Origin of the sequence: Paraburkholderia phenazinium (genome assembly GCF_900141745.1) — a bacterium.
GTDB lineage: Bacteria > Pseudomonadota > Gammaproteobacteria > Burkholderiales > Burkholderiaceae > Paraburkholderia > Paraburkholderia phenazinium_B.
On record NZ_FSRM01000002.1, the window covers coordinates 1,367,530 to 1,387,483 of the forward strand.

A 19,954-nucleotide genomic window follows, 5' to 3' on the forward strand; every position below is an offset into this window, starting at 1 on the left:
GAACATGCAAGACGTAACACTCAACAACGGAATCAAGATGCCGATCCTCGGCTACGGTGTCTTCCAGATCGCCGACGAGACAGAATGCGAACGCTGCGTCGTGGACGCGGTGCAGGCAGGCTATCGTCTGATCGACACTGCTGCGTCCTACAAGAACGAGGAGGCGACCGGGCGTGGCCTCAAGCGTTGCGGCGTCCCCCGCGACCAGCTTTTCGTCACCAGCAAGCTGTGGGTTGAGGACGCTGGCTATGAACGTGCTCGAGTGGCCATCGACAAGTCGCTGAAGCGACTTGATCTGGATTACCTGGACCTGTTCCTGATCCATCAGCCGTTCTCCGACGTTCACGGCGCGTGGCGAGCGATGGAGGAGGCACATCGCGCCGGCAAGCTGCGTGCGATCGGACTGAGCAACTTTCAGCCGGACCGCCTCATGGACATCACGGCTTTCAACGAGGTCACACCAGCCGTCAATCAAATCGAGGTCAACCCCTTTCACCAGCAGGCCGAGAGCGTGGAGTTCATGCGCGAGCATGGCGTGCAGCCGGAGGCGTGGGCGCCCTTCGCCGAAGGACGGAACAACCTGTTCCAGAACGATCGGCTGATAGCGATCGCCGGGCGCCACGGCAAGACCGTGGGGCAAGTCGTGCTGCGATGGCTGGTTCAGCGCGGCGTCGTTGCTCTCGCGAAATCCGTGCGGAAAGAGCGGATGCTTGAAAACCTGGCCGTCTTCGACTTCGAGTTGTCCGAAGAGGACATGACGGCCGTTGCGACGTTGGAGACAGGCACGAGCAGCTTCTTTTCGCATCGCGACCCGGCGATTGTAAAGTGGATGAGCGAACGAAAACTTGGCCTCTGACGCGCAATCGGAGTGGCCGTCTGACACGAAATAGTTTGTGTAAGGGCTAAATTCCGCGCGATTTCTTCCGATGACCATGTATATCGCGGTCATCAGCGCCGCGATTACCAGTGCCAAAAGCACTCTAACCGGGTGGGGGAAATCATGGATATAAGTCAGATGGCTGCACAGTGGAGTGACCTGCAGCTGCAAGCGACGGACGCAGAGCTATTTCAGCGCGATGCGGAAAAAGCCGGAATGCTTCGCGCCGAAGCAGTTGGCATTGAAAAGCAACTCAAGGCTGCCGGTTACGATTTGCGCTCGCTTGTGGTGCTATGAGTATTGCGTGAGCGCGCGCAAGCATCTTTTGGCTCGCCAGAACCGCTGTTCGCGGGGAGCCCGACCAACACGGTCCACCTGACCCGACGCTACGATCCTGCACGCGTAGTCTGCACCAGAGGCGCGTTCTCCAGGATCGCCGCCGCCGCGTCCTTGGCCAGCAAAAACGCCGATGTTTCGCCCGAGGCGTGCGAGAGCGCCAACGCGCCCTGAAGAAGCAGGTTGAGTTGCTTGGCGAGACGCTGAGGTTTGGCAAAGCCCGCCCGCTTGCACAGTTCGAGGAACTTCACTTCGCCACGTGAACTTGCCGCTATGCCAAGTTCGACGATGCCCTCGTGCTTCCTGGCATATTCCTGTGCCGCCTTCGTACCCAGACAGCCACGCGTGAGCATCCGGCCGGTAATCTTGCGTACGTCGAAGAACTGGATGATCTGCTCGCGCGGGTCGCTGATGTGCGCGACCGGATCGAAGAGTTCTTGCACGACGCCCTCGCCATAGAGCCGCAATACGGCCGCGATCAGATCCTCTTTCGACGGGAAATACTTGTAAAGCGTGCGCTTGGATATGCCGCTGCCGGCCAGGGCCGCTTCCATTCCCGTTGCATGGAAGCCGGCATCGTAGAAGCGGTCGAACGCATATTTCACGATCTCGAGCTTCTTGCCTTCGATTTCCGTTTCCTGCTCCATCTCCCCACCCTCGTAAATTCCATCTCCTGTTTATAGCAAATTCCGTTGACAAAGTAAACGACGTCGTTTACAAATATCGGAAGGTAAACGAATTCGTTTACATCTGCGACGCAGGCGTTCGTCTCGACGCGCGCCCGGCGAGACGTCGTCAATCTTCGGCTCGCGCCGAATGATTTTCCGTATCCCGGCAATGGGTAATCAAACACTCAGGAGAAGATCATGACTCTTTCGAACAAGGTCGTGCTAGTAAGCGGCGCCAATCGCGGCATTGGCGCGGCCATCGTAAAGGAATTGCTGAAGGTCGATGTGGCGAAAATCTATGCCACGGCGCGTGATCCGAAAGCGCTACCGTCGTTCGGGGACTCGCGGGTCGTTCCGCTGCAGTTGGATATCACGAGCGACGCATCCGTCAACGAGGCTGCCGCTGCAATGCAGGATGTGGACGTGCTCGTCAACAACGCGGGCACGTTGGCCTTCGGCAATTATCTCGGCGACAACTGGGAAGCCTTCGAAGACGACATGCGGACGAATTACTTCGGCACCCTTCGCGTGCTCCGGGCATTCACCCCGCAGTTCGTGGCCCGCAAGTCCGGCACCATCGCGAATATATGCAGCGTTGTGGGACTGTCGGCCGTTCCCTTGATGGCCGGCTACTCGGCTTCCAAGGCAGCGCTCCATTCTCTCACCCAGTCTCTGCGCGGGACGCTGGAAAAAGACAACGTCACGGTTATCGGCATCTATCCCGGACCGATCGAGACGGTTCTGGCGAAGGAGGTGCCTTATCCGGACAAGGCGACGCCGGAATATGCCGCCGTCAATATCGTGAAAGGCATCGCCGAAGGGCACCCCTACATCTTCCCCGATCCGCTGGCGCAGCAAGTCGAGCAACTGTGGTCGAGCGACAACCGGAAGTTGGAATACGTCTCGCTGCACCTCGGCGCCTGAATGCCCCGGTGATCGGTTGGCCGGATCGATAACAGCATTCGCCGGCTGGATCGGCGGATGTTGATGCGCCCCAGACGTGGTCACGGGGATTTTTTGCCGCGACAACGGATGGTTCTGTTTTAACCCTCGCAGGACAAGCCCTTTATGATTACGCGCCGTTCCTTTGCAACAAGTCTTCTCGCTGGTGCTGCAGCCATGGTCGTAACCACCGCTACGTCGGCCAAAGCCCAGCCCGCCAACCCGGATGGAAAATCGTCGCTTGCTGGCAAGCCGGATTTTGCGACCCACTACCGCACGGTGGATATCGACGGAGTTTCGATCTTTTACCGTGAAGCAGGTGCGCCCGGTGCACCGGTCGTGCTACTGCTACCGGGCTGGCCGTCGTCATCCGCGATGTTTCGCGATCTCATCCGTGAGTTGTCGGCGAACTTCCATGTTTTTGCTCCGGACTATCCCGGCTTCGGCAACAGCGATATTCCCGATCGCTCGCACGCGCCCTATACCTTCGACGCGCTCGGCGAGGCGATCGGCAAGTTCGTCGACAAGGTTGGCATCGATCAATACGTTTTGTACGCGACGGATTTCGGGGGCCTCGTCGGATATCGCGTGATGTTGAAAACGCCTCACCGGATGAGAGCGCTGGTCGCGCAAAACAATCCGCTGTTCCTGGGAGCGAGCCCATGGTTCGGGCCGCTTGTGCCGTATTGGAAGGACGGTACGGACGAGAGCCGCGAGAAGGTCAGGCAATACTATCTAACCCTCGACGTGATCCGCGATCTGTATCTTACGGGTGTTCAGGATACGTCCCTGGTCGATCCGGAGCAGTGGCAAATCGACTATTCCTCGTTGCAGCGCCCCGGCGCTGCGGATATTTCGCTCGATCTGCTCTACGACATCCGCACCAATGGTCCCGCACTCAAGAGTGCCCAGGACTACCTGCGCGCGCAAAAGCCGCCGACGCTGGTCGTTAGCGGGAAAAACGACATCCTGTTTCCGGCCGAGAGTCAGTTGCGGTATCGCGAAGTCGTGCCCGCCGCCGAGATCCATTTGACAGACAGCGGTCATTGCGCGCTGGCCGACAAGAGTGAGGAGATCGCCAGGCGGATGCACGACTTCCTCGGTCGAGTGCTCTAGCCAGATCAGGCACGTCACGCCTCCCATAGCATCGCAGCACAAGCCTCAAGCGGTTTCTAAAAACAGCATCGAAAGCCCGAGATATTTGTAACACACGGTGGGCGCGGTAAGGTACCAGCGCCGCAAAGGCCGGGCACCGGAAGTTCGGTGCCCGCGCGCTATTGGCGCTGAACGTACTTTCACTCACCGAAATACACTTTTCATGGACTTTTTATGCTTATCAAAAATGTAGCTGTCAGCCTGCCATCCAGAGTCGTGACGAATGATGAAGTTGTCGATATGATTCGTTTCCATTCAACGGAATACGAAGGCGATATCGATAGGGCTACACGTACCATCAAGACTTTGCTCGATAGAAGTGGACTGGTCCATCGGCGCTGGTGCGCAAGCCACGAAAGCCCGATCGATCATGTTGCAATGGCCACGCGCAAGGTACTATCGGAAACGTATTTGAATCCGGAGCATATCGAGCTGTTTATTTTTGTCGGCATCGGGCGAGGATTTCTGGAACCTGGCAACAGTCACATGATGGCCAGTACGCTCGGGTTCGTAAATGCCGAATGTTTCGATGTGGTTGACGCATGTATGAGCTGGACAAGAGCAATGGCAATTATCGACAGCCTCTTCAAGTCCGGTCAGTACAGAAACGCCATGATTGTGAATGCCGAGTTCAACATGCTGGCGGGTGGTCCACTCTATCCGGGGAATTTTGCGTTGAAAAATAAGGACCAGATCGAATATACGTTGCCGTCGTTCACGATCGGTGAGGCTGCGACTGCCACATTGCTCGTCGCGAAGGAGCCGGATAATTTCAGCTTTTCCTTTCGCGCGAAACCGGGAATTTCGGACCTTTGCACGATCCCAATCCCGGGCTACGAAGAGTTTTGTCATCCGACAGAACGCATCGGCAAAAATGGCGAAATGCGTTTTACATCGTTCGGTCACGAGTTGCACAAGAACTCCGATGAACTGACGACGGTTTTGGCTAAACTACCCACTCCGAAGAAAGACATCGACATCGTGTTCACGCACGCATCGTCCAAGGCGGCGTGGCATGCTTACGGGGAAAAGGCCGGAATCGACGACAAGATGTACCACATCTATCCCGATACCGGGAACCTCGTGTCGGCCTCGATCCCGGCAGCCATTTCTCTCGCCAAGGAGAGCGGTCAACTGAAGCGGGGCGACCGGGTGTTATGCTGGGTCGGCAGCGCAGGGATGTCATTCAACGCTAGTAGCTTTAGATTCTGAGACTGGGCCAGTCAAACACAAAGAACGACATGAAAGCCATTTCAGGAAGCATTCGCTATCTCAAACGGAGGATTTGTGACTCCGCGAGCGTGTCTGATTACAATATCCTTGCGGTTGGCGTAATTGGCACGATCGGGCATCCTGCCTATTGGCTATGGTGGACCTACGTCGATCCTCAACCATTTGAAAGTCTGCCGATGCGGATTTTCGGCATGGTCGCCTGTGCTTTATTGCTTTTACGGCGCCTCTGGCCCGTTTCAGTGGCACGCTTTCTGTCATGGTACTACTTCGTAACGGTGGCTTACACGCTGCCGTTTTTTTTCACGTATTACCTGATCGCCAATCATTATTCGACACTTTGGTCAATGGCCGAGCTGGGGATGATATTTTTCCTGATCGTTCTGTTTCCTTCATTCGCGGCGTTGTCACTAAATCTTATTGTGGGAATTGGTCTGGCGGTGCTATGCGCGCGGGTTTTGATTCCGCAATCGCTTTATCTGGACACGCATCTTTTTATATACACGTATTTCCCGATTTTTACGTTTGGCATTGGTGCAGGCCTGACGTTCAGCTACAGCAACATGAAGGGGATCGCCGCGCAGGCGAAAGCCGGAGCACTTCAGGCGCTTGCGGGTACGATTGCCCACGAAATGCGCAATCCGCTCAGCCAACTGAGGCACGTCCTGGATCGTGTTGAAGACGCACTGCCTGCCACCGCCGAATCCACAACGTCATCGGGCTTGTCTCCTGAGAGTGTGGCCTCGCTTTATCGCCATCTCGCTCACGGTCAACTAACCATCGAACGTGGCATGCGCATCATCGCGATGACATTGGACGAAGTCAGTGCAAAGCCTATAAGCTCGGACAGCCTTGTCTATCTGCGCGCGGGAGTCATCACCCGAAAAGCGCTCGACGAATACGGCTTCGATGATGACACCGAGCGCAGCAAGGTAAAACTCGTGGTGTCGGAGGATTTCACCTTCAAGATCGACGAAACCGTCTATCTCTTCACGCTGTTCAATCTGATCAAGAATGCCCTCCACCACATAGCCGCACGTCCAGCCGCGACCCTCACGGTCACGGTAGACAAGCATGCGGTGGTTGTACATGACACGGGTTCCGGCATCTCGCGAGACATCCTTCCGCATCTTTTTGAACCCTTCCGGACAGCCGGGAATTCCGCAGGCACGGGCTTGGGGCTCGCCTACTGCCAGCGGGCGATGCGTGCATTCGGCGGCACAATCAGCTGCCGTTCGGAAGTGGGTAGTTTTACAGAATTCACGCTGCAATTCCCTGTGGTTTCCGACCGTGACGTTAGCGAACACGAGCGCGGAATTTTTGAGCGTGCCAAGCCCATTCTGGAAGGCAAGCGTGTCCTCGTCGTAGACGACGACCCGACTCAACGGGCAAGGGTCCGGCGCGCGTTGTCAAAAGTCAGTGCACAGATGACCGAAGCGGAAAACGGGCAACTGGCCCTAGCCATTTTTCGGGAGGGAGCGTGGCCCTTTGACCTCATATTGATGGATATCAATATGCCGGTTCTGGATGGCTACACAACCACGGAGAAAATTCGCGCTGACGGCGAACACCCGAATGGGGCCGGTGTTTTGATCGTCGGCTATACGGCGGAGCCTGGCAATGTTGCTCGCGTCCTCGCCCGCAGAGCCGGCATGGACGACATCATCAGCAAATCCAGCAGCATGACGGAACTGATCGGTGCGCTCCAGTCGCTCATGGAAAACGGTAACCGGCACCGTCCGACCCACGCATTCGACGAGTTCTCCGGCAAAACGATTCTGGTGGCAGACGACGATACCTATAGCAGGCTCGTGGCCAAGGGCTACCTGGAGCGTTGCGGCGCCAATGTCGTCGAAGCCGAACATGGACACGCGGTGCTGTCCCGGTTGCAGGAGCATAACGCCATTGATGCCATCGTGATCGACATGCACATGCCGGGAATGGGTGGCCTGGAGGCCACGAAATCGATTCGTTCTCGCACCGACTCGTACGCGAACGTTCCTATCATTGCATTGACTAGCCAATCCGACATCAAAGCCGCGCAGGCATGCCTGATTGCGGGCATGAACGAGGTCATGGTCAAGCCCGTCCAGGTCGGTGCGCTATACGCTGCTCTCTCGCGGCAGTTTGCCCGGCAACGTGCTCTGCGCGCATCACTGGCGGCAGATGCGGTCCCGGAGCCAAAAGCACCGGTCTACAGTTTTGCACCGATCGAGGAAATCCCGCTGCTCGACGAAAAACATCTTGAAGAACTGGTGACGCTCGATCTGCTGAACAAGACGTTGCGCAGCGGCATTGACCAGATGCGCTCGACGGTGACGCGACTTGCTGCCAGCGTTGCTGACGGCGACGTTGGGTCCGCACATGATGCCCTGCATCTGCTTCTCGGTGTTAGTGGCAACATCGGCGCAACGGCGTTGCATCAGTTCACGCGACCGATCTATGAACGACTGTTGGACGCCGAGGTTTTCGCCGAGGGCGATTGGCTTGCGCGAATCTGCTCGTTGAGTGACCGCTCAGCCGAGGCGCTCGAGACGTATTTTGACGCGGTAAAAGCGCGTCGGAGCTATCCGAGGTTGCCGCGTAGCAGGTAGCTCGCCACTCAGGTCGCGAGGTGCGGCACCTTCCGGTGGTTTGTGCCATTTTCATACGCATAGGCATATCCAAGCAACGCCGCCTCATCCCACTGGCGGCCGACGAAGATCAGTCCAAATGGCGATCCCGACTCGTAATAGCCCGCCGGCACTGCGATGCCGGGCAGCCCCGCGATATTGATCTCGCCCACCGTCGTTTCCTGGATCGTGCTCTTGCCGTGAAGCGGAGGAAGCTCGCATCGCATTTGCGGAAAGACCAGTGCATCGAGACGATGCTCCGCCATGACCGTTTCGAAGATGCGCAGATAGCGCGCCTTCAGCGCGACGAACTCAGGCATCTCGGGCGGCAACGAGGGATCGGCCAGCGCCGCCTTGAAATCTGCGAGGTTATGCAAATAGTGCAGCACGCCATCCGGTCCAAAAGCGTCTTCGTCTTTGGTTGCTTCGGCGAATGCCGCGAAGGTCTTCAACGGTGCATGCTTGCCGAGCCGCTCCAGATATTTCTCGATATCGTAAGGAATCGACTCGAGACCCCGTGCGTCGAAGTTCGAAAGCGGCGGGGTCGGCTGCCGCAATTCGGCGAACCCCGAACCTTCGAACGGATCGTCGATCAGGGTCGCGCCGAGCGCGGCCAGTTCGCCCTTGACTCGCTCGTACAGCGCCGCGGCTTCATCGGAAAGCGGTTGGGCGCGCCATCCCGGACCGTATAAACCGATGCGCTTGCCCGCTAGCGCATTCCGGTCCAGTCCCGCGGCATAGCCGCCTTCGGGCTGCCGTCCGACGCTGGTGAGCGTCTTCGGGTCTTCGCTCGAATATCCCGCGAGAATGTCGAGGCACAGCGCGGCATCTCTCACGTTTCGGGCGATAGGCCCCACCACATCCCGATTCGCCGAAAGTGGCACCACACCGGCGTTCGGCACCAGCCCGATGGTCGGCTTGATGCCGACGAGGTCCTGTGCCGATGCGGGGTTCTGGATCGACCCACCGGTTTCTTCGGCGAGTCCCAGAACCGCCATGGCGGACGCCACCGCCGAGGCCGTTCCCGCACTGCTGCCTCCAGGTGCCCGTTCGGGCATCACCACATTGATTGTCGGTCCCGCCCAACTGTCGTTCGCATGCGTGCCGGTATGGCTCAACACGGGAACGTTCGTCTTGCCGAGCAAAACGGCCCCCGCGCTCCGCATGCGTGCGACAACCGGCGAATCACGCTCGGGCAACAGATCGATACCGCCTTTCTTGCTGTACAGCTTTGCCCATCCCGCCGTGGTCGGGAATCCGACCATGTCCATCGGGTCCTTGATGACGACCGGCACGCCGGCGAGTGGACCCAGCCGCTCGCCAGCGGCACGTCGCTCGTCGATTCTTCGGGCATCTTCTATGGCGGCCGGATTCAGGAAGATCAGCGCGTTGTATTTCGCGTTGTATCGCTCGATCCTGTCGAAGCAGGCCCGGGCCAGCTGCTCGGCGCTGAAACTTCCGGCCGCAAACGCAGCCTGCACGGCTTCGACCGTCAGATTTTCCAGATCGATGTTCATCGCTTTACCTTGTTCCATTCAATGCTCCTGTTGAGTCGACGCGTTCCTCAGAGCTGTACGCCACGCGTCAGCGCACCATCGACGACGATGTTCGAGCCGCTGACGAAACTCGCCGCCGGACTCGCGATGAATGCCACTGCATTGGCTATTTCCTGCGGCCTGCCCATGCGTCCGGTTGGATTCAATGCCAGAGCGGTTTCGAACAGCGTTGGATTGTTATGCTCGATCCAGTCCCACACGCCGCCCTCGAAATACACATTGCCGGGCGATACGGTATTTGCGCGAATGCCCTTTGATGCCAGCTGATTCGCGAGTCCCTGCATGTAGTGAACAAGCGCAGCCTTGAACACGCCGTACGGCCCCGCGGCAAAATCGATCTCACGTCCGGAGACGCTCGATATGGCGACGATCGACGCGGCCTTGCTCACCTCAAGAAACGGCATGGCGGCATCCACGAGGTTGACGGTGCCGAGCAGATCCGTCTCGAACTCCTTGCGCCAGGATTCGATGTCGTTACCGATTGCGAGCGCGCTTACATTGGCCACGACGATATCGAGTCCGCCCCACTCGGAACCTACGCGCCCGACCCACGCCTTCAGCGCCGCGCCATCCGATACATCGACAGCCGTACCCGACGCGCGTGCGCCGCTCAGTTCCTGCAATGCGCTAGCGGTCGACTTGACGCTGGCCTCGTCGCGCGCACAGATGGCGACTTCCGCGCCTTCTGCGGCCAATGTGCGCGCGATCGCGAGGCCAATGCCCTTGGTGCCGCCGGTCACAATTGCCTTCAGGCCCTTCAGTTGCAGGTCCATGCTGGTCGCTCCTTTGCCTATCGATGAATAACGTTTTGACGGCGCATTCAATCCTTCTCGCGCCCTGGCTCCGATGCCACGCCACGAGCGATCTGCAGCACCTCGCCCGCCTGAATGACGGAGTGACAGATATCGTCGACGGTCACGCGCTTCTCCATCGCCTGCGCGCGTAGCATGTCGTACGCCTCGCGTTCGCTCACGTGGTGCATGGACATCAGAATTTCTTTCGCTTCCTGCAGATGCCGGCTGTCGAGCAGCTTCTGTTCGAGCCGGGCGATGCGCTGGGCGTGCTGACGCACGCGCTTCGCGTGATACAGCGCCATTACCACAGTGGAGAGCAGCCCCGATGCGCGAATTGGCGTCGTCACGATTCCGTCCGAACCCATCTTGATGGCCTGATCGATGAAGGTCGGATTCTCATAGCTCACCACACAGATGACAGGCGGTGCATCGGGCCCCGACCACTCGTTCTTCGGCGCGCGCTCTTCCGGCAGCAACGCGCGAAACACGAGGTCGGTCTGCTCGGGTAGCGTGTCCGTCGGCGGCCAGCATCGCTCCACCTGAAAGCCCATGCGTCGCAGATGGTTCATGAGCGTCTGGCCGTCGCCGTCATCCGGATGGAAAACGACCACGCGTGCAATGCGCTCGAGGATCGAACTCGTGAGGCTGCGCTGCCCTCTGTCGGCTCGCGTGTTCACGTCAGTAGTCCCGCGTGCTTAACTTCGTGACCCAGTCTCCGAGCGTCTGACGCGTCATATACGGATCGGGACCGACCGCGAACTTCGATTCGCGCAGAATGGTGAACTGGCCGTCCGCATTGGCGCGGCCAATGCGCGGATAAAGCGCCATGTGATGATTGACCGGATCGATGCGTACCCGGCCTTGCGGCGCAGTAAATTCCGAGCCGAGCAGATGCGGCATGATGGTGCCGATCTCGTCGGAGCCTGCGCGCACGCATGCCTCCGCAAACATATGCATTTGATAGTACGCGGCCTCCCAGTTCATGTCGGTGGGCGTGTCCGCGCCGAAGCGCGACTGATGGCGCCGCACCGCGCGATGATTCTCCGCTGTGTCGATGCTCTGGAAATAGGGCGCCGCCGTGTAATGCCCCGCCGCGATGCCGCGCTCCATCGCATGAATTTCGGTCTCGGAGGTATTGAGGCTGCCGATAGGCATACGTGACGGATCGAGATCCGCGTGTGCGTAAGCGTCGTAGAGATAGGGCACGGTCGCACCGATGACCGTGCTGAAGATCCAGTCTGGCGACTTGCGCCTGATGTCCGCGACGACCTGCGCGAACTGATCGCGCGTGGCGTCGAGCGGAAGGTAACGCTCACCGAGAATCGCACCTTCAGGATGCTGAAGCAGGAGCTCCTGCATCGTGCGATTGCATTCATAGGGATAGACGTAGCGCGAACCGATGAAGTAGACGCGCGCGCCATAGGCTTCCGTCATGAAATCGGCAAGCTGCACGCCGTTCTGATTCGGCGAAGCGCCGCTATAAATGATGTTGTCCGAGTATTCGAAGCCTTCGTACTGCTGAGAATAGATCAGCAGCCGGTTATGTTTCTCCACAACGGGCAGCATGGCCTTGCGGCTCGTCGAGGTGTATCCGCCAAAGATGACGTTGACACCGTCCTGCAGGATCAGCCGCTCGGCAAGTTCACGAAATGCAGTCGGGTCAGAGGCGGGATCATAGTGCAGGGCGACGAGTTCGCGGCCGCCGACGCCGCCGTTCGCGTTGATCTCCTCGATGGCGAGGGACGCACCGCGCCACTGTGACTGCTCAAGCAACGCGGTCGAGCCGCTCGTAGAGCAAAGAAGGCCCACTCGGATGACATCGGACAAAGCCATTTCGTGATGCACTCTCGAAAGCGCGCAGGGCGGGTGCCCCGCGCTTTGATCTGCCTTGATTCTTGCTGCTTGACGCTTTATTTCAGGTAGTGCTTCGCGACCATCGCGCCAACGGTGTATTTTGGATCGACAAAATTACCAAGACGAACCTTGCCGACCTGACTGAGCATCATGTACGCGTCCCATTTGTCGAAGCCATATTCCGCAGCCATCCACAGCACCAGCTCGCGATAGGCGATGCGCGTCGCGTCCTCCAGCGGCCGCGCGCTGCCAATGCTCATCAGCGCATCCTCGTTCTCGAGGCGTGGCCAGGCGATCTGCCAGTTCTTGATGAGATCGACGCGCACCGTCGTCGTGCTCTGATACTCGACGGCTGTGCCGCAGACTTCGCCGTCACCCTGGCAGGCGTGCGCATCGCCGATGAAGAGCCGCCCGCCAGGCGAGCGCACCGGCAGATACGTGATGCTGCCCGGCCCCATATCGGGCACGTCCATGTTGCCGCCGTGATTGTCGGGCGTGAGCGAATTGATGGAATCGATCTCGGGCGAAAGACTCAACGTGCCGATATGCGGCTTGTACGGAAGCGTGTTGCGTTTGCTCCAGTACACATTCTCTTCGTCGATCTTGATCTTGCGCACGATTTCCGGCAACGGCTCGTTGAGCAGGGCAGTGTAGTCGGTGCCGGTCAGGCCACCGAAGTTCGGGATCATGCAGCAGAAGCCGTGCGGATCGTCACCGCGCGGCGCCATCTTTTCGATGTACACAGCGACTACGTCACCTTTCTCCGCACCCTCGATCATGATCGGGCCGTTCTGCGGATTAAGAAATGGCACCTGTAAAACTTGCGATGGCTTGTCGGTTTCCTCCTTGATCTTGCCTTCGAATGCGTCGCGGGTTTCGACCACGATGCGGTCGCCCGGCTTGACGTGCAGCACCGGCTGCGAATACGGCCCGATGGTGTAGTGATACGTCTTCTGCAGCTCCTCAGTAAGATGATGCTCCACCGGTTCACGATCAGCGCCCACTCCGCGCTTCATCATGATCGATTCTTCAAGCCATTTCATGTGCTGTTCTCCGTTACAGTGCCAGATACTGGCGAATCAGGTGTTCGTCCCCAAGCTGCGCGGGGGTTAATGTCTCGACGATACGGCCCTTGTCCATCACGCAGCAGCGCGTCGCGATGCGTTCGACCATGCCCATGTCCTGCTCGACCAGCACAACACCGATGCCCGTTTCGCGCGCGATCTGCTGTAGCGTCTCGCCGATCAGATTAACGATGGAAGGCTGAATGCCTTCCGATGGCTCGTCGAGCAGCAGCACCTTCGGCGAGCCGATGAGCGCGCGCGCGATTGCCAGTTGCTGCTGTTCGCCGCCGCTCATGGTTCCCGCTTTCTGCTCGTAGCGCTGCTTCAGAACCGGAAAGTAGCCGACGACTTTCTCTCTCATTCGCGCCGCCTGTGCGCGATTCGCCTGCGCGCCGACCTGAAGGTTTTCGGCGACGGTCAACGCGCCGAAAATCTCGCGTCCTTGCGGCACGTAGCCCATGCCTTGCTGGGCGCGGACGTAGGGTTTCCGGTGGCCGATCGCATCGCCGTCAAGCGTGATTTCACCCGCATCGAGCGTGATGAGGCCAATCAACGCGCGCATCAACGTGGTCTTGCCAACGCCGTTGCGCCCGATCAAGGCGAGCACCTCGCCTCTGCCGACGCTGAACGACACACTGTTGAGCACGCGTCCGCCGCCGTAACCCGCCTCTACGCCTGATACCTCGAGCAACGCGCTCATTTCCTCTTCCCCAGATAGACTTCGGCGACATCGTCGCGCGCGAGGATTTCGTCGAGCGGGCCGTCCGCGAGCACACGGCCGCCGTGCAGCACCGTGACGCGTGAAGCGATCTGCTTGACGAAGGTCATGTCGTGTTCGACGACCATCATCGTGAGACCGGCTGCCGACAGACGCTTGATGAGTTCACCGGTCGCGTGCGTCTCCTCGACCGACATGCCTGCTACCGGTTCATCGAGAAACAGCAACTTCGGGCGCAGCGACACGGCCATGGCAATTTCGAGCCACTGCTTCTTGCCATGCGACAGATTGCGCGCGAGGACATGTTCCTCGTTCTCCAGCATGAAGCGGTGCAAGAGCTCGTCGAGGCTCTCGGGCCGGTCGTCCTTCGCGCGATGCAGCGACAATTGCAGATGCTGGCGCACGCTCAGGTCCGGGAACACGCCCTGAATCTGGAACTTGATGCTCATGCCCATGCGGATGCGCTCGTGCGGCAGCACATGACTCATGTCCTCGCCGAGAAACATCACGCTGCCCTCCGACGGCCGATGCTCCCCGGTGATCAGCTTGAAGAAGGTACTCTTGCCCGCGCCGTTCGGCCCGATCACACAGCGAATCTCGCCCGCATCGATCCTGAAGTCGATTCCGTTGATGACATGTGCGCCGCCGAAATGCTTTCTGAGTCCGCGCGTTTCCAGTAGCGTGGTCATGACTTGCCTTCCTCCTGCTTGAGGCGTGCGCTCCGATGGCGCGCACCGTCATGCGCGCGGCCGGAGATACGCCGCAGATGACGCGTGACGAACGGCAGCAGTCCTTCGGGTGCGCCCAGCACGACGATCAGCAGAATCGCGCCGAGCAGAATCAACGCGTACTGGCTGCCGTATACAGCGAGGTTTTGCGAAAGCCAGACGAGCAGCGCCGTGCCGAGAATGGCTGCGCCTATGCTCTTTCTGCCCGACGTTGCAACCCAGATGACGGGCATCGCGGCGGCAGTCAGGCCCATCGTCGACGGTGTGATGTAGGAGCCCCAGATCGTGTAGAGCGCGCCCGACAATCCGCCCAGCGTGCAGCCGAGCACGAACACGAGCCATTGATGACGGCGGATGTCGACGCCCAGCATCTCCGCACGCTGCGGATTCTCGCGAATGGCGATGAGCGTGAGGCCGAACGTGCCGTTGAGCAGCTTGCGCATCGCGGCATAAACCACGATCAGCAGGATCACCACGAGGTAATAGAAGCTCGCGTTTTCCAGCGTGAGCGGGCCGCCCGGCCATGGAATCGTCAGTTGCGGCATGCCGCCCATGCCGTTGTAGCCGTTCAGCCGCGCTTCGCCGATTGCCCATTGCGGGCCTGCAGTCTGCGACATGAAGGTTTCGAGCACGAGCGTTACCGACAGCGTGACGATGCCGATGAAAACACCCTTGATGCGGCCGTAGAAAATCATGTAGCCGATCAGCGCGGCGACGACGACGCTCACCACCAGCCCTGCGCCCAGACCCAGCCATGATTCGAGCCACGTATCGCCGTAGTTCAATGTGAAGATGCCGTAGCTATAGCCCGATAGTCCGAAGAAGGCGGTTTGCCCGAATGACAGGATGCCCCCGTAGCCCCACATCGCGGCGAGCCCGACCGCGCTGAATGCCCAAAGCAGGCAGTAGGCGAGATTGCCGCTTGTGTTCGCATCGACCACGAGCGGCAGGCAGAGCGCCACGAGCCACGGCACGTAAGGCAGCGCGCGCGTCGTGACGCTCGTCGAAGGCAGCTTCGTTTGCTTCACTTCTGCCTCCTAGCGCAAGCGGGTGAAGAGATTGCCGAGACCTTGCGGCATCAGCCGGATCACGACGATGACCGTAACCAGCAGCCCGATCTGTCCGAACAGCTGACCGTAGGACGCGGTGAGCGCAGTCTGGATGACGGCGAGCACAGCGGCGGCCGGCGTCGTTCCTGCGATCACGTTGGCGCCCCCGACGACCACCGATACGAAGGCCTGCACGATGAAGTTGCTGCCCATCGTCGGTACCGCTGTCATGGTCGGGGCATAGAGCGCGCCGGTGAGCCCCGCGAGGCCCGCGCCGAGCGCGAAGGTCAATGTATAAAGCCGGTCGGTGCGCAAGCCAAGACATTGCGCCATCTTGGCGTTCAGGATCGTCGCGCGTGCACAAACACCGTAATTGGTCTTGAAGAACAGCAGATAGAGGCCGAACAGTATCGCCAGCGCGATGCCGGGCAGCACGGCGCGATACGTCGAAAAGGAGTACTCGCCAAGTGAGAATGATCCGAACGGCGTGCTGATGCCTTCGAGCGAAGGACCGGCGACCAGTAGCATGGTCTGCTGAACGATGAGGCTGATGGCCCACGTCGCGACGACGGAATCGAACAGACGGTCATACAGATGACGGATGACGAGCCGCTCGATCACGACGCCAGCCAGCGCCGCCGCGATCGCGCCAAGCAGCATCGCGAGAGGCAGGGGCACGCCGCGCTTGGCCGCAATGATCGTGACGTACGCGCCGCACATGATGAACTCGCCATGCGCGAGATTGATGACGCCCATCATGCCGAAGATCACCGCGAGGCCGAGCGCCGCGAGCACCAGATAGGCAAAGCTGTCGCCGAACTGATAGATGAGCGAATAGAGAACCGATAAGGTGGCCATGCATGCTCCACGTTCAGGAGCGGGCGCGCGGCGGCAATGCGTCTGCCGCGGCGTGCCAGCTTAAATCAGGACTTCTTGGGGAGATCCGACGGCGTGTACTGACGATGATCCGGTTTGTTCGGCAGATCGCAGCCGACCTTGCCGAGCCAGTACGGCTGCACGTCGGGCCACACCTTTGGAATCTCGACGGAGTGATCCTCCTTCACGTGGACCAGAAAGATGGTGTGACTCGCGTGATGGCTCTTCGGGTCGATGCAGACCTTGCCTTGCTCACCGTCAGTGCAGATGGTTCCGCTTTCGAGCGCCTTGCGCACGGCGTCCTGGTTTGTCGAACCGGCTTTCTCGACAGCGGCCTTGTACAGATAGATGGCATCGTAGGCGTTCGCTGCTTCCTGATTGATGTACGGCTCATTCGGGAACTTCGCATGGAAGCGCTTCTTGAAGTCGTTGCTCGCGGGCGTATCGACTTCCTCGACGTAGTTCGCCGTCACGTACATGTCCTTGAGTGCAGGCGGTTTGAAGCGCTTGTGCTCATACGCCTGACCGACGTTCACCGAACTCGCCATTGGCAGATTCAGATGCGCCGAAGCCTGCTGCTCGTAATAGGACGACTGGTTCGCGCCAACCAGCAGCGTGACCACGAAATCGGGCTTCGCCTTCTGGATGTTCTGGATCGTCTGGCCGAACTGCGATACCGACAACGGAATGAATTCCTCGCCGACCATCGTTCCGCCGTTTTCCTTGACGATGTTGCGCACCCACTCGGCTGAGATCTGCCCGAAGTTGTAGTCGGCGGCGATGGTGTACACCTTCTTGCCGTACTTCTGCATCATCCAGGGAATGAGCGTCGAGAATTGCTGTTCGGGCACCGCACCGGTCACAAAGGTGTTGGTGTCGCACACGCCGCCCTCGTACTGGTTGTCGTACCAGTAAAGCTGATGCGCGCGGTCCATGATCGGGCGGATCGCTTCGCGCGAGGCGCTGGAAAATGCGCCGAAGATGACGTCCGGCTTGTCGGTCTGGACGAGACGTCGCGCAAGTTCCTGAAACTTGGTGTTGTCCGACTGGGTGTCGTAGGCGATCAGTTGCACGGGGCGGCCGAGAATGCCGCCCTTGGCATTGATCTCTTCGACCGCAAGTTGCGTCGCGTGGATCTTCGGAATGGTCGCCAGTGCGAAATTACCCGAGGCGTCTTCCAGCAAACCGATTTTCACCGGATCGGCGGCGCTCGATGCGAGCGAAGTCAGTGCAAGTCCTGCGATAAGGGCGAGACGCATCCAGCCCGACGGCTTCAGCAACATGCGGATTCTCCAGAGGTGAACGCTAGACAGGGAAAAATGCGGACAAAAAAAAGCCCTCTGACGAACGGATGTTCGTCAGAGGGCTTCTGTGCCGGGTCCCCGGGCGGACGTCATTGTCAGGCCACGGGGTGAGAGGAAAGTCTAAAGCGCCGTATTTTCAGTTGTCAACATGGCCAAAAATCGATGCGGACGCTATTCGGTGAATTATGGTTCCATGGAGCGACGAGCATCCCCTCCTGGCCGACGCCGGTCCAACGAGGTCAACTGCGATCGGCCCGCCTCGGCCGCCGGTTGTTGCCACGCCATCGCCACAATGTTATAAAGCGATGTCGGAAAAGGCAGACTTGGTTTGGTAAGCCCAAGTCCTTTCGGTAACGAAAGCTCTGGTCTTTGGCCTCGCGCAAGAGATCCCCACGACGAACATTCGACGCTGCACAGGCGTCCAAACGTTCGTCCGTGTGGGTCTCAATCGAGGAACGCTCCGGTCGGACATCGACACAGGAGTAGTTCATGCGCAGACATCACTCAGATATCTATGACGTTGTAATTGCCGGCGCTGGCCCCGTCGGCCTGTTTCTCGCTTGCGAGTTGCGCCTGTTTGACCTCTCGGTCCTGGTGCTGGAGCAAGCCGAGGACCCACACTCCCCATTGAAGCAGCTTCCATTCGGAATGCGCGGCCTTTCGGCGCCTACGCTTGAAGCGCTGTATCGTCGTGGGTTGCTGGACGAGGTAGTCGCGGCGCAGCGTGAGAGTGAGGCCGCAGGCAAGAGTGCAAAGGCTGCACACTGGATGGGACAGCCGCGTCGGCCAGCCGGCCACTTCGCGGGCATCCAGTTCTATCACGACGACATCGACACATCGAAGTGGCCATATCGCCTGCCAAGCCCGGCCGGCGCCAGTATGGCGGTCGAACTGGAGACGCTCGAAACTGTCCTGGCCCGCCGAGCTAGTGCGATGGGGGCTGAGATCCGGCGTGGCTTTAGCGCCGACGCGATAACGGCGTCTGATGACGAGGTAAGTGTTCACGCGGGCGGCGAAACTTTCGCTGGACGCTGGCTTGTCGGTTGCGATGGCGGTCGCAGTGCGATGCGCAAGGCAGGCGCCTTTGAGTTCGTTGGCACCGATCCCGAGTTCACTGGCTATTCCGTTGAAGTCGAGATGGTCGACGCGCAAGCGCTCCGCCCTGGTCGGCACTATACGTCGAATGGTATGTACACCTATGCACGACCTGGCACGATCGCGATGGTGGAATTCGACGGCGGCGCTTTTCACCGGATCCAACCGATCACGCTGGAGCATATACAGGAGGTGTTGCGCCGCGTGTCCGGCACGGATATCACCCTGACGAAGCTTCAGATCGCTACCACCTGGACGGATCGCGCTTTCCAGGCGACAACGTATCGCAAAGGACGCGTACTGCTTGCGGGTGATGCCGCACACATCCACTCCCCCTTGGGCGGTCAAGGGCTCAATCTCGGTCTGGGAGACGCGATGAACCTGGGCTGGAAGCTGGCAGCCACGATCAATGGCGACGCGCCGGCCGATCTACTCGACAGCTATCAGCGGGAACGGCATCCCGTGGGAGCGGACGTTCTTGACTGGTCGCGCGCGCAGGTTGCGCTTATGCGCCCCACCCAAAGCACGCGTGCGCTTTCAGCCGTCATCCGTGACCTCATCGAGACCCGCGATGGCGCGACATACTTTGCTGAGCGCGTGTGGGGCGTTTCGCTTCGCTACGATCTTGGCGACGGTCATCCGCTGGTAGGCCGCAGTGCTCCTGATTTCGAGCTCGTCGACGGGACTAAGGTCGGTAGTCTTCTGCGCGAAGGAAGAGGGTTGTTCCTGGAGTTCGACCCAGGCGCATCGCTTCAGGCGCTCGCGAGCCGTTGGCGAGAGCGGGTCACCTACGTCGCGAGCGACGTCAAGGAACGGCTGGGATTGCGCGCGGTATTGCTGCGCCCTGACGGGTTTGTTGCGTGGGCAAGTGAGGCCGCGGTTCGCGATGAGGAACCTGCCGAAGCTTTGGCGCGATGGTTCAGCAAACCTGAAGGTGTGCCTGGCCCCGCCTAGGGCCAGTTATATCAGACGGAGGCCAATGCCGCGACTGCGAAAACGAAAGCGTTGAAGCAAAAACACAAACGGCAAATCTTTTGGCAGCCTCAATTGGGCAACCCAATTATGCGCAATGGATACGCAATTAACTCAAACCGAA

At 59.4% G+C, this 19,954-nt stretch carries 18 protein-coding genes; 7 read left to right on the forward strand and 11 right to left on the reverse strand.

Translation table 11 applies throughout. The features are described 5' to 3' along the window. The first annotated feature begins 4 nt into the window (after positions 1-4). Complete coding sequence (locus tag BUS06_RS26170) at positions 5-856, forward strand: aldo/keto reductase (protein WP_074267298.1); 852 nt, start codon at positions 5-7, stop codon at positions 854-856. 159 nt (positions 857-1,015) lie between these two features. Further along, a complete protein-coding gene (locus BUS06_RS37945; RefSeq protein ID WP_167379435.1) occupies positions 1,016-1,174 on the forward strand; it encodes a hypothetical protein in 159 nt (52 codons plus the stop codon). Between the two features lie 89 nt (positions 1,175-1,263). Here BUS06_RS37945 and BUS06_RS26175 read toward each other — a convergent pair whose 3' ends face one another. Next, a complete protein-coding gene (locus BUS06_RS26175; protein ID WP_074267299.1) occupies positions 1,264-1,860 on the reverse strand; it encodes a TetR/AcrR family transcriptional regulator in 597 nt (198 codons plus the stop codon). Positions 1,861-2,079: 219 nt separating this feature from the next. Here BUS06_RS26175 and BUS06_RS26180 point away from each other — a divergent pair, with 219 nt between their 5' ends. The 4 genes from BUS06_RS26180 (at position 2,080) to BUS06_RS26195 (ending at position 7,802) form a co-directional block, all read left to right on the forward strand. Beyond that, the gene (locus tag BUS06_RS26180; protein WP_074267300.1) at positions 2,080-2,805 is read left to right on the forward strand and encodes an SDR family NAD(P)-dependent oxidoreductase; all 726 of its coding nucleotides are present in this window, start codon (positions 2,080-2,082) and stop codon (positions 2,803-2,805) included. Positions 2,806-3,000: 195 nt separating this feature from the next. Beyond that, on the forward strand, positions 3,001-3,939 hold the full coding sequence (locus tag BUS06_RS26185; RefSeq protein WP_167379436.1) for an alpha/beta fold hydrolase: 939 nt from the start codon (positions 3,001-3,003) through the stop codon (positions 3,937-3,939). Positions 3,940-4,152: 213 nt separating this feature from the next. Continuing rightward, positions 4,153-5,190: a 3-oxoacyl-ACP synthase III family protein gene (locus tag BUS06_RS26190; protein ID WP_074267302.1), complete on the forward strand. Its 1,038-nt coding sequence runs from the start codon at positions 4,153-4,155 to the stop codon at positions 5,188-5,190. 29 nt (positions 5,191-5,219) lie between these two features. Further along, on the forward strand, positions 5,220-7,802 hold the full coding sequence (locus BUS06_RS26195; protein WP_074267303.1) for an ATP-binding response regulator: 2,583 nt from the start codon (positions 5,220-5,222) through the stop codon (positions 7,800-7,802). Positions 7,803-7,810: 8 nt separating this feature from the next. On the opposite strand, the gene BUS06_RS26200 is transcribed toward BUS06_RS26195, so the two are convergent. From BUS06_RS26200 to BUS06_RS26245, 10 genes are all read right to left on the reverse strand, one after another. Next, positions 7,811-9,355 carry an amidase gene (locus tag BUS06_RS26200; RefSeq protein ID WP_074267304.1) on the reverse strand — a complete coding sequence of 515 codons (1,545 nt, stop codon included), beginning with the start codon at positions 9,353-9,355 and terminating at the stop codon, positions 7,811-7,813. 29 nt (positions 9,356-9,384) lie between these two features. Then, positions 9,385-10,149, reverse strand: coding sequence for an SDR family NAD(P)-dependent oxidoreductase (locus BUS06_RS26205; RefSeq protein WP_074267305.1), 765 nt, complete (start codon positions 10,147-10,149; stop codon positions 9,385-9,387). Positions 10,150-10,196: 47 nt separating this feature from the next. Next, complete coding sequence (locus BUS06_RS26210) at positions 10,197-10,847, reverse strand: ANTAR domain-containing response regulator (protein WP_074267306.1); 651 nt, start codon at positions 10,845-10,847, stop codon at positions 10,197-10,199. Between the two features lies 1 nt (position 10,848). Beyond that, positions 10,849-12,003, reverse strand: coding sequence for a transporter substrate-binding domain-containing protein (locus BUS06_RS26215; RefSeq protein WP_074267307.1), 1,155 nt, complete (start codon positions 12,001-12,003; stop codon positions 10,849-10,851). 77 nt (positions 12,004-12,080) lie between these two features. Next, entirely contained in the window at positions 12,081-13,067 is a 987-nt protein-coding gene (locus tag BUS06_RS26220; RefSeq protein WP_074267308.1) for an acetamidase/formamidase family protein, read from the reverse strand. A 13-nt stretch (positions 13,068-13,080) separates the two neighbouring features. Then, entirely contained in the window at positions 13,081-13,788 is a 708-nt protein-coding gene (locus tag BUS06_RS26225; protein ID WP_074267309.1) for an ABC transporter ATP-binding protein, read from the reverse strand. After that, positions 13,785-14,495 (reverse strand): ABC transporter ATP-binding protein, encoded by a 711-nt coding sequence (locus tag BUS06_RS26230; protein WP_074267310.1) that lies wholly within the window; start codon positions 14,493-14,495, stop codon positions 13,785-13,787. Before BUS06_RS26230 ends, BUS06_RS26225 begins: the two co-directional genes overlap by 4 nt. After that, positions 14,492-15,562, reverse strand: a complete 1,071-nt coding sequence (locus BUS06_RS26235) for an ABC transporter permease subunit (protein ID WP_074267311.1) — start codon at positions 15,560-15,562, stop codon at positions 14,492-14,494. The genes BUS06_RS26230 and BUS06_RS26235 overlap by 4 nt, the downstream gene beginning before the upstream one ends. A 9-nt stretch (positions 15,563-15,571) precedes the next feature. Continuing rightward, entirely contained in the window at positions 15,572-16,441 is an 870-nt protein-coding gene (locus BUS06_RS26240) for an ABC transporter permease subunit (protein ID WP_074267312.1), read from the reverse strand. Positions 16,442-16,506: 65 nt separating this feature from the next. Then, on the reverse strand, positions 16,507-17,742 hold the full coding sequence (locus BUS06_RS26245) for an urea ABC transporter substrate-binding protein (protein WP_074267313.1): 1,236 nt from the start codon (positions 17,740-17,742) through the stop codon (positions 16,507-16,509). A 510-nt stretch (positions 17,743-18,252) separates the two neighbouring features. Here BUS06_RS26245 and BUS06_RS26250 point away from each other — a divergent pair. Beyond that, positions 18,253-19,812 (forward strand): FAD-dependent monooxygenase, encoded by a 1,560-nt coding sequence (locus tag BUS06_RS26250; protein ID WP_074267314.1) that lies wholly within the window; start codon positions 18,253-18,255, stop codon positions 19,810-19,812. The last annotated feature ends 142 nt before the right edge of the window (positions 19,813-19,954 follow it).

Coding starts and splice junctions, on each gene's coding strand:
- BUS06_RS26170 (WP_074267298.1), top strand. CDS start 5: ATGCAAGACGTAACACTCAACAACGGAATCAAGATGCCGATCCTCGGC.
- BUS06_RS37945 (WP_167379435.1), top strand. CDS start 1,016: ATGGCTGCACAGTGGAGTGACCTGCAGCTGCAAGCGACGGACGCAGAG.
- BUS06_RS26175 (WP_074267299.1), bottom strand. CDS start 1,860: ATGGAGCAGGAAACGGAAATCGAAGGCAAGAAGCTCGAGATCGTGAAA.
- BUS06_RS26180 (WP_074267300.1), top strand. CDS start 2,080: ATGACTCTTTCGAACAAGGTCGTGCTAGTAAGCGGCGCCAATCGCGGC.
- BUS06_RS26185 (WP_167379436.1), top strand. CDS start 3,001: ATGGTCGTAACCACCGCTACGTCGGCCAAAGCCCAGCCCGCCAACCCG.
- BUS06_RS26190 (WP_074267302.1), top strand. CDS start 4,153: ATGCTTATCAAAAATGTAGCTGTCAGCCTGCCATCCAGAGTCGTGACG.
- BUS06_RS26195 (WP_074267303.1), top strand. CDS start 5,220: ATGAAAGCCATTTCAGGAAGCATTCGCTATCTCAAACGGAGGATTTGT.
- BUS06_RS26200 (WP_074267304.1), bottom strand. CDS start 9,355: ATGGAACAAGGTAAAGCGATGAACATCGATCTGGAAAATCTGACGGTC.
- BUS06_RS26205 (WP_074267305.1), bottom strand. CDS start 10,149: ATGGACCTGCAACTGAAGGGCCTGAAGGCAATTGTGACCGGCGGCACC.
- BUS06_RS26215 (WP_074267307.1), bottom strand. CDS start 12,003: ATGGCTTTGTCCGATGTCATCCGAGTGGGCCTTCTTTGCTCTACGAGC.
- BUS06_RS26220 (WP_074267308.1), bottom strand. CDS start 13,067: ATGAAATGGCTTGAAGAATCGATCATGATGAAGCGCGGAGTGGGCGCT.
- BUS06_RS26225 (WP_074267309.1), bottom strand. CDS start 13,788: ATGAGCGCGTTGCTCGAGGTATCAGGCGTAGAGGCGGGTTACGGCGGC.
- BUS06_RS26230 (WP_074267310.1), bottom strand. CDS start 14,495: ATGACCACGCTACTGGAAACGCGCGGACTCAGAAAGCATTTCGGCGGC.
- BUS06_RS26240 (WP_074267312.1), bottom strand. CDS start 16,441: ATGGCCACCTTATCGGTTCTCTATTCGCTCATCTATCAGTTCGGCGAC.
- BUS06_RS26245 (WP_074267313.1), bottom strand. CDS start 17,742: ATGTTGCTGAAGCCGTCGGGCTGGATGCGTCTCGCCCTTATCGCAGGA.
- BUS06_RS26250 (WP_074267314.1), top strand. CDS start 18,253: ATGCGCAGACATCACTCAGATATCTATGACGTTGTAATTGCCGGCGCT.